Source organism: Vibrio mexicanus (assembly GCF_001012815.1).
GTDB classification, from domain to species: domain Bacteria; phylum Pseudomonadota; class Gammaproteobacteria; order Enterobacterales; family Vibrionaceae; genus Vibrio; species Vibrio mexicanus.
On sequence record NZ_JYJP01000090.1, the window covers coordinates 163047 to 169881 of the forward strand.

Consider the following 6835-nt stretch of genomic DNA (forward strand, 5'->3'; position numbering starts at 1 on the left):
GGGAGTATTTAGAAGTCGATAATTATTGGGCCGTCCAGTCTGTTTTCTATTATGGTGAAAGTCGCTGCATAGTGCGCTAGGCAGTGGCAAGGGTGTTTTGTTCTATTCGTGATTGAGTTTCTACTGTGTGATTCGATTTATATAATACCTTTTAGAATTTATTTTTCCTGATAATACACTATTGAACATAGTGAAACATGATGAAACTAAGACTAAAAAAATAGGTGATATTTTATTTACAAAGTGTTTTTATTGTTGGTAGTATTTGGTGAAATACTAGGTATTAACTATGAAAGATTTTGTTTCAAGCCACATTAAAGCATTTAAGAAAAATCAGTATAGTGGGCTAAGGAATCACCATCGCAGGAAGTTTTCTTATGATGAAAATGTGTATCCGCAGTTTAGTGCGCATAATCGGCACTTTTCAATAAATGATGACTTTTCTCAGTTAGAAGCACTGATGGAAAAAGCCAAGATTGATGCAGGGAAACGTCGTTGTAATGTCAAGTTCTCTAAGCGGGCCAATGCATTTGTCGACAATGTTGTTAGCCTCTCGTATGACCAAGTTCAACAAGTAAAGATACGTTACCCTGATACCTGGGAACAGGAACTGCTCAACAGCGCGACTGCATTATCCAATAAGATTGAAGATAAATTTGGTTTACATCCTATGGCTATTGATTTTCATGCCGATGAGGGCCATTTTATTAATAATCAGTTCATTGAAAACTTTCATATACACATCACCTTTTTCAACTTTGACTTTGATAAGTTAATTCATCCATTTCGGTTACTGGGTAAGTCGGCTCTTAAGATACTCCAAGATCTAACATTCGAGGCTTTTTCTCGTTTAGGCTTTACTCGGGGGTTTCCAAGGAAATAACCGGTCATATTCATAGGGAGAAAGCTCAATTTCTAGAAGAGGCAAATGTTAAACTGAACAAAGGAAATATAATACTTAGTCAGAAAATAAATACTTTGATTGAGGAATATAATCATTTATTAGAACAAGGTAATAATAATCTCAACAATATTAAGACGGTTTCTAGTGATGCTAATCTAAATTTAAATAAATTGAGAGAAGATATTTTAAGCCTGAATAATGATTTGGATGCATTAGAAAAAGAAAGAATTCAAAGAACATCAATTATTGGAGAAATGAAAGTTCAAGAAATGGATTTGACCAGGAAAATACAGGATCTTGAATTACAGTTCGAAGAAAAGAGTGGTGTATATAACGATATATGGAAAAGTCGTAACTCGAAAGAGAGAAGCTTGATGCTGATAAATGAAAGATTGGAAGACAAGTTAGATCAAAGTAAGAAACAGATCCAATCTCTTACGGAGAAACTGAGAAAATATGAAGAGCCAAGTCATAATAGTCAGCGCAACGATTCCGGCAGGCTTACTCGGAAAACGTCGCGTGGTTATGACTATGATTAATGACGGTTCCTAGTTGCGTTATAGCACCCACAAGCCACCAGCTGATCGTCGTTAGTGTAGGTATTTAACGTTTGTTGCCTCCATCGCAAAACTTCGTATGACCCAGCTGGCCTCATTGAGGTGAGCGCCACGCTTACATTTGACGAGCACTTCTACCGCTCGGTTCGCTAAATGGTCGACATATTTCTCTGTTAGTTGACAGTTGAGATGAAACTCATGCTCCCAGATCATCCTCTTGATTGAGGGAAAGTAATCAAGAATTTCATCTTCTGTTTGTTGATAGAAGTCTTCAAAGGCTGCAATGTCTAAACATATGGCCGCAGCATGAATTTCGATTGGTGTAACGTTCATTGTTTGCCCTCACATTTGGGTGGATTGCTCCATACTTTGCTGTTGAGTGAGACAGGAATCACGCTTATTTTATCTAAAGTCGTTAAACTCTTGTAACACTCATCGCTCTACAGAAGGTCCTTAGGTCCTACTATTAAGCTTAGACCGTGATGGGGCTTTTGCAAATCCTAACGCTCTCTAGGAGGTCTTAAATGAGTGGTGAACGCCTGGTTCAATGTAATTTGTCGAGAATTCTCGGTGAAAAGAGAATTAAAATGTCTGATGTAGCTGCAGCTACTGGTATTAATCGAGGGACACTATCACGCTTGTATTACGACAAGGCCGAACGTGTCGAGCTAGAGGTAGTCGGTAAGCTATGCATGTACCTCGATATCGACATCCAAGATCTTTTTCAAATCATAAGTCGCTCCGAGTCGTAGCGTATTGCCGCAGCTATCGGGACAGATGCTTGGAGAATCACCATGAGAATGTTAATCCGTATTTCGCTCAACTCTGAAATGCTTGCTTTCAACATGAGTAGTAGTAGGAGTCGCTGAAATCAGCCTAAACAAGAGTCTGGTATTTGTTGACCGGTACACGTTCGAATACTTGTACCAATTTAGGTCCTAAAACTTAAGTCACTATGAATTTTGGAAAGCTCTTAAGTCGTTTTCAGTGATACTAATTTCAATCTTATCAAAATACTTTTTGGCATCCTCGATCATTTGCTGGTGGATAGTTTTCCACTCGTCATCTGAAAGGCGCTCCCAAAGTAAACTATCCATTGCAACAAGTGTTAACTCTTTTGAATCGTGGAAGAAACGTTTTCGTTCAAACTTTTCGAATGGGTTGGCTGAGATGCTTCTTTTTACATAGCTAAGATCCGATAGGTTTTCCGGTTGATTGAGAGGGTTGCTGGCTTTTTCACATCGTCCATATGTATCTAAAAGGCCTTGGTAGAAATCTTGATACAATAGTGCCAGTTCTTGGGAATCCGCTTCGCCTTGCTCATTGGCGAGCGCTATGAACGATAATAGGAAGACTATCTTGTATGAAAAGGTGTAGTCGCGCTTTTCGAGGAATTCAAAGAAATCATCTTTTCGTGACTCTTCAGTTCTTGGCTTAATGTTTTTTGCTAACCTAATGTGCTCCATGTTTTCAGGCGAAAAATAGTGAAGGTTTTTTCTTCCAAGGGATATTGATTTTGAGGGGGTTATTTCTCCCTTTTTCAACCAGCTCTTAATGGTACCTGTCGAAACAAAGAGTTCTCGGGCCAGTTGTTCCTCATTGAGTAAATCACCAAATTCAGCTTCAAAATTAAAGATATTGATTGGCTCAATGCGACGTTCAGTTTCGAATAGCCCATCAAGAATTAATAACTCTTGTTGTGGGGTAGGTTGATCGGCGTTAAACATGTCTCCAAAAGGCAAATAGTTTGGATTATTAAATAGGTTGTGTGCACTCCATGGTTGGAGGCTTGCACCGATATAATTGTCAACAATGTCAATCACATAAAGCGCTTCTTTATTTGGTGCGAGCCTTGTACCTCTTCCTAACTGTTGCATGTACTTTGCTTTAGACATTGTTGGTCTAGCCATTACCACGATTGAAGTATTTGGAGCATCCCATCCTTCAGAGAGTAACTCACAGGCACAAAGGAATTGAATATCTTGACTAAAGTACTCTTCAATAGCTGAACGATCTTTGCCATGTACTGATTTTGCAGAGATGCCGACCTTGTTTAGTGCTTTCGCCATACGCTGAGTGTGGGCGACATCTACGCAGAATACGATGCCTTGCTTATCTAACGTTGAAGGGTGGTCAGGAGAAAAGTACTTACTCAAAGTGTCAGCAATTAACTTGTCGCGAGAGGGGACTTGTACGGTTTTTTGTAAGTCAGACTTAACAAACTCCTTTCCATTGAACCTTACTTTGGAGAAGTCGATATTGGTCTCCAATCTGTAAACTCGAATTTGTGGAACATGCCCTTGCTCAATGGCTTCTTCTAAAGTCATGTTAACCTGATAAGTACCAAAGATATCCTCTAGTTTCCGTTGGTCGAGTCTTTCATCGGTAGCAGTTAATCCGAGCAAAGTGCTTGGATTAAAGTGCTCTAACACGTTCTTCATTCCATTAGCGGCTGCCTTGTGCGCTTCATCTACGAGAATATAGTCGAACTTGTTGCTATCAAGTCCTTTGTGATTTCTAACTATTGCTGCGTTAGTCACAACTGTAAGGTTTACCGAGTCATTTAAGGTTGTGGATATTGTGATATTTGGCAATTGGCGAGTAATACGTTCGATGAGTTGATCTCTCAAATCTCTAGTAGGCACCAATGCAAGAGCCGAGAGGCTTTTTCCTTGTTGAATTTGACGTCTAAAGTCTTCAATAAAAACCTCGGTCTTTCCTGTGCCTGTCGGCAGTACAACGAGGAACGCATTCTTTCCTAAAAGTCGTTGTTTTTCGATTCCCTCTACTGCTTGTGTTTGATGTTGGTAGAGTTGGAAATCTACACTCCTGTGGGCCTTAAAATACGGTGTAGCTTTAAATTCTACGCTATCACCAAAGTAGTTTTTGAGTTGTTCTTTGAACTTGAAGTCATCTCGCATACCACGATCTGACCATCGAAATACAAGATTTCCATCTTTTATCAATGAATTTTGCTTGAAAAGTTGGGAGTGATATCTTTCTCGCGAAATGAGCAGTGGGTGATGATACCTTTCTCCGTTTAGCTCAATGGCAATATTTTTGTCATTCCGATACAACATGAAGTCGATGTACCGACGATGCCCTTTGCGGTCGATGTACGATTCTTCTTGATGAAGGGCATAGAGCATTTTAGAACCGAAGACTTCTTCGAAAGTGCTTTCAAAGTTAAACTCTGGCGGTGTAGGGTCTAGGTGGGCGTGTGAACGATCTGCTCCAAAAGCTTTTATGGATAAGTCACTGTCATTGCTTTGATCCAAAAGAAAAAAATTGATTTGTTGTAGCAGTTCCTCTTCTGACTCTCCAATAAACCTGTATACGCCGCTATGTTTGCTCATTAAAGCGTTTTGGTGACTCGTATAGTCAACATAGTGGTGCGGAGTCTCTGGCTTAAAGTCGGTATCAACAATGACTGGTGGAAGGGATTCATGTTCAAAGCAGTATCCCATCTTATGATTAGAAACTGCATGATAGCCAAGAGTGGAGAACAGCTCTTTTACTACATAATCAATATCTTGCATTAGTTATTACGTCGCTGATAAGAGTTATTTATTGAGGAGTACATTTAACCATTTTTCGGATTCCCTACCAGGGCGGGCGTCGGAGCTGATCCACGTTAGACAGATGTTAAGCGTTAAAGGAGCAAGCATTTTTTGAAGCTTTGTTTCGTTCATGTCGCTAAAGAAGCGGCCATTACGAATTTGATCGGTGTCACCATATTTGAATGAGCAATAAAATACACCTTTCGGCGTTAACAGCTCACCATATTTATTCAACACAGACGGGAGCTCCTCGGTTGGCACATGGAGCAAAGATGCACATGCCCATATCCCGTCAAAGCTTTCAGGCGTAGCTTGGTAAGAATCAAAGGTAGCATGAATGACCTTGAAGCCTAAGTGTTCAGAGGCGAGTTGAGTCAATAACTCGTTGGCATCGAACGCTGTGACGTCATAACCTAAATCTTGAAAATGCTTGCTATCCCGCCCAGAACCACAGCCAGCGTCTAAAATCGCTCCATTAGGTTTTACGTGAGGTAGAAAGTGGTCGTATAGCTTTTGAACATCAACGTTGACTGTTGTGTCGAAGAAGCTTTGAGCATTTTCTGTATAATATTGGTCGGTTGTATTCATGATCGAGCTCTATGCTGAAGATATTAGTAATTCTGCCTGATAACGCCTTTTACGTCTATGTAGAGGCTTATTGGAGCTATCTTAGATTATTGATATTGTTAGCCTAGGTCGTGTTTATTTGAATAGTGTGAATGATGTTTGAGAATCTAATTTGGTCTAACTGGCTGCCATTGTGTGGCCAACAAGATGTTTACAGGCAAATTCCAACAAAGCTTTCAGGTCTATATCGAATTAGAGCTCGTGGCAGAGATGGTCTCATTTACATTGGACAAACGGGGCGTTGTGTTAGAGAGCGGCTGAGGGCTTTACGTGCGGGCGTATACGCGAACCAGATGCCATATAACGATCCTCATACGGCTGCGCCGAACCTATGGGTATGGTTGCAAGATAGTGGCTTTGAGTATGAGTTTTCTTATCTGATATCAGATTTGCCACCAGCAGAAAGGCAAGGCTTAGAAGACTACTTTTTATGGAGGCACCGGCAGGATTACGGATTTTCAACTCTGTGTAACTACGGTCGTTTTCATAAACACTGGATAAAACCAAGCAATAGAAAACAGGGTCGTAAAGGTAGATTGCTTGAAGATGGCCAACTAAATCCTGCTGGCGTGACAACTAGTCAATTGCTTAATTCGACAGGCCGAAGTTCAGATGACTTCTGGATGGGGCTAGAGTGGTCTGCGCCACTACAATTGAGCTCGGAAAATTTGAATGTGCTAGGCAATACACCATCGGTATACCGAATCATGGATTCCGAAAATCGAGAGGTGATTTATATTGGAGAAACAAAAGAGACCCAAAAGCGGCTCAAAGCTCACATGAGAAAAAGCTGGAATAACAAGCAGCCACTGTTCTCCTTTGCTCAAAATATTGATTTGTCATTGCCTCATCTTCGGCATGAAGTGGAGGTAGACCTGATAGGGGCCTATTTTGAAGAAAATCAACGAGTACCACGCTTTCAATATGGGCAGTAATCGTTGAGAAAGTAATGCCCCATTCTGTGCCAGCGTCAATTGAGCCTGTTCCCTTTTGCTCTGCCTCATGACTTAGTTTTTACTAATACGTTTAACGTGTCTACATAAGAAGGATACTTCGCTGAGTAACAATGAAAATTCAGCGACTTTGTTAATTACTCAGTTGCCTATAGGACAGCTATAATTTCAGCTACTACTTAGTTGTTATTTGATACTGGCTAACATCAAAGTAATGATTAATCTTATCAGCGA

Annotated in this window: 7 protein-coding genes; 4 read left to right on the forward strand and 3 right to left on the reverse strand. The window is 40.4% G+C overall.

Annotated elements, in window-relative coordinates:
* The first annotated feature begins 289 nt into the window (after nucleotides 1-289).
* Both UA76_RS13095 and UA76_RS22525 read left to right on the forward strand, forming a co-directional pair.
* A complete protein-coding gene (locus UA76_RS13095) occupies nucleotides 290-883 on the forward strand; it encodes a hypothetical protein (protein ID WP_052772044.1) in 594 nt (197 codons plus the stop codon).
* Nucleotides 884-978: 95 nt separating this feature from the next.
* Nucleotides 979-1443 carry a hypothetical protein gene (locus UA76_RS22525; protein ID WP_052772045.1) on the forward strand — a complete coding sequence of 155 codons (465 nt, stop codon included), beginning with the start codon at nucleotides 979-981 and terminating at the stop codon, nucleotides 1441-1443.
* A 51-nt stretch (nucleotides 1444-1494) separates the two neighbouring features.
* Here the strand turns inward: UA76_RS22525 and UA76_RS13100 are convergent, their stop codons facing one another.
* Nucleotides 1495-1794, reverse strand: a complete 300-nt coding sequence (locus tag UA76_RS13100) for a hypothetical protein (protein ID WP_047046840.1) — start codon at nucleotides 1792-1794, stop codon at nucleotides 1495-1497.
* Between the two features lie 191 nt (nucleotides 1795-1985).
* On the opposite strand from UA76_RS13100, the gene UA76_RS13105 reads away from it, so the two are divergent.
* A complete protein-coding gene (locus UA76_RS13105) occupies nucleotides 1986-2213 on the forward strand; it encodes a helix-turn-helix domain-containing protein (protein ID WP_202906936.1) in 228 nt (75 codons plus the stop codon).
* A gap of 201 nt (nucleotides 2214-2414) precedes the next feature.
* On the opposite strand, the gene UA76_RS13110 is transcribed toward UA76_RS13105, so the two are convergent.
* Nucleotides 2415-5000: a DEAD/DEAH box helicase gene (locus UA76_RS13110; RefSeq protein WP_052772046.1), complete on the reverse strand. Its 2586-nt coding sequence runs from the start codon at nucleotides 4998-5000 to the stop codon at nucleotides 2415-2417.
* Nucleotides 5001-5024: 24 nt separating this feature from the next.
* Nucleotides 5025-5609 carry a class I SAM-dependent methyltransferase gene (locus UA76_RS13115; protein ID WP_047046844.1) on the reverse strand — a complete coding sequence of 195 codons (585 nt, stop codon included), beginning with the start codon at nucleotides 5607-5609 and terminating at the stop codon, nucleotides 5025-5027.
* A gap of 131 nt (nucleotides 5610-5740) precedes the next feature.
* Between UA76_RS13115 and UA76_RS13120 the strand changes: the two genes are divergently transcribed.
* On the forward strand, nucleotides 5741-6583 hold the full coding sequence (locus tag UA76_RS13120; RefSeq protein WP_047046848.1) for a GIY-YIG nuclease family protein: 843 nt from the start codon (nucleotides 5741-5743) through the stop codon (nucleotides 6581-6583).
* The last annotated feature ends 252 nt before the right edge of the window (nucleotides 6584-6835 follow it).

What these genes read in the sequence shown, in the direction of transcription:
- UA76_RS13105 (WP_202906936.1), top strand. Translation starts at nt 1,986, where the DNA reads ATGAGTGGTGAACGCCTGGTTCAATGTAATTTGTCGAGAATTCTCGGT.
- UA76_RS13115 (WP_047046844.1), bottom strand. Translation starts at nt 5,609, where the DNA reads ATGAATACAACCGACCAATATTATACAGAAAATGCTCAAAGCTTCTTC.
- UA76_RS13095 (WP_052772044.1), top strand. Translation starts at nt 290, where the DNA reads ATGAAAGATTTTGTTTCAAGCCACATTAAAGCATTTAAGAAAAATCAG.
- UA76_RS13120 (WP_047046848.1), top strand. Translation starts at nt 5,741, where the DNA reads ATGATGTTTGAGAATCTAATTTGGTCTAACTGGCTGCCATTGTGTGGC.
- UA76_RS13100 (WP_047046840.1), bottom strand. Translation starts at nt 1,794, where the DNA reads ATGAACGTTACACCAATCGAAATTCATGCTGCGGCCATATGTTTAGAC.
- UA76_RS13110 (WP_052772046.1), bottom strand. Translation starts at nt 5,000, where the DNA reads ATGCAAGATATTGATTATGTAGTAAAAGAGCTGTTCTCCACTCTTGGC.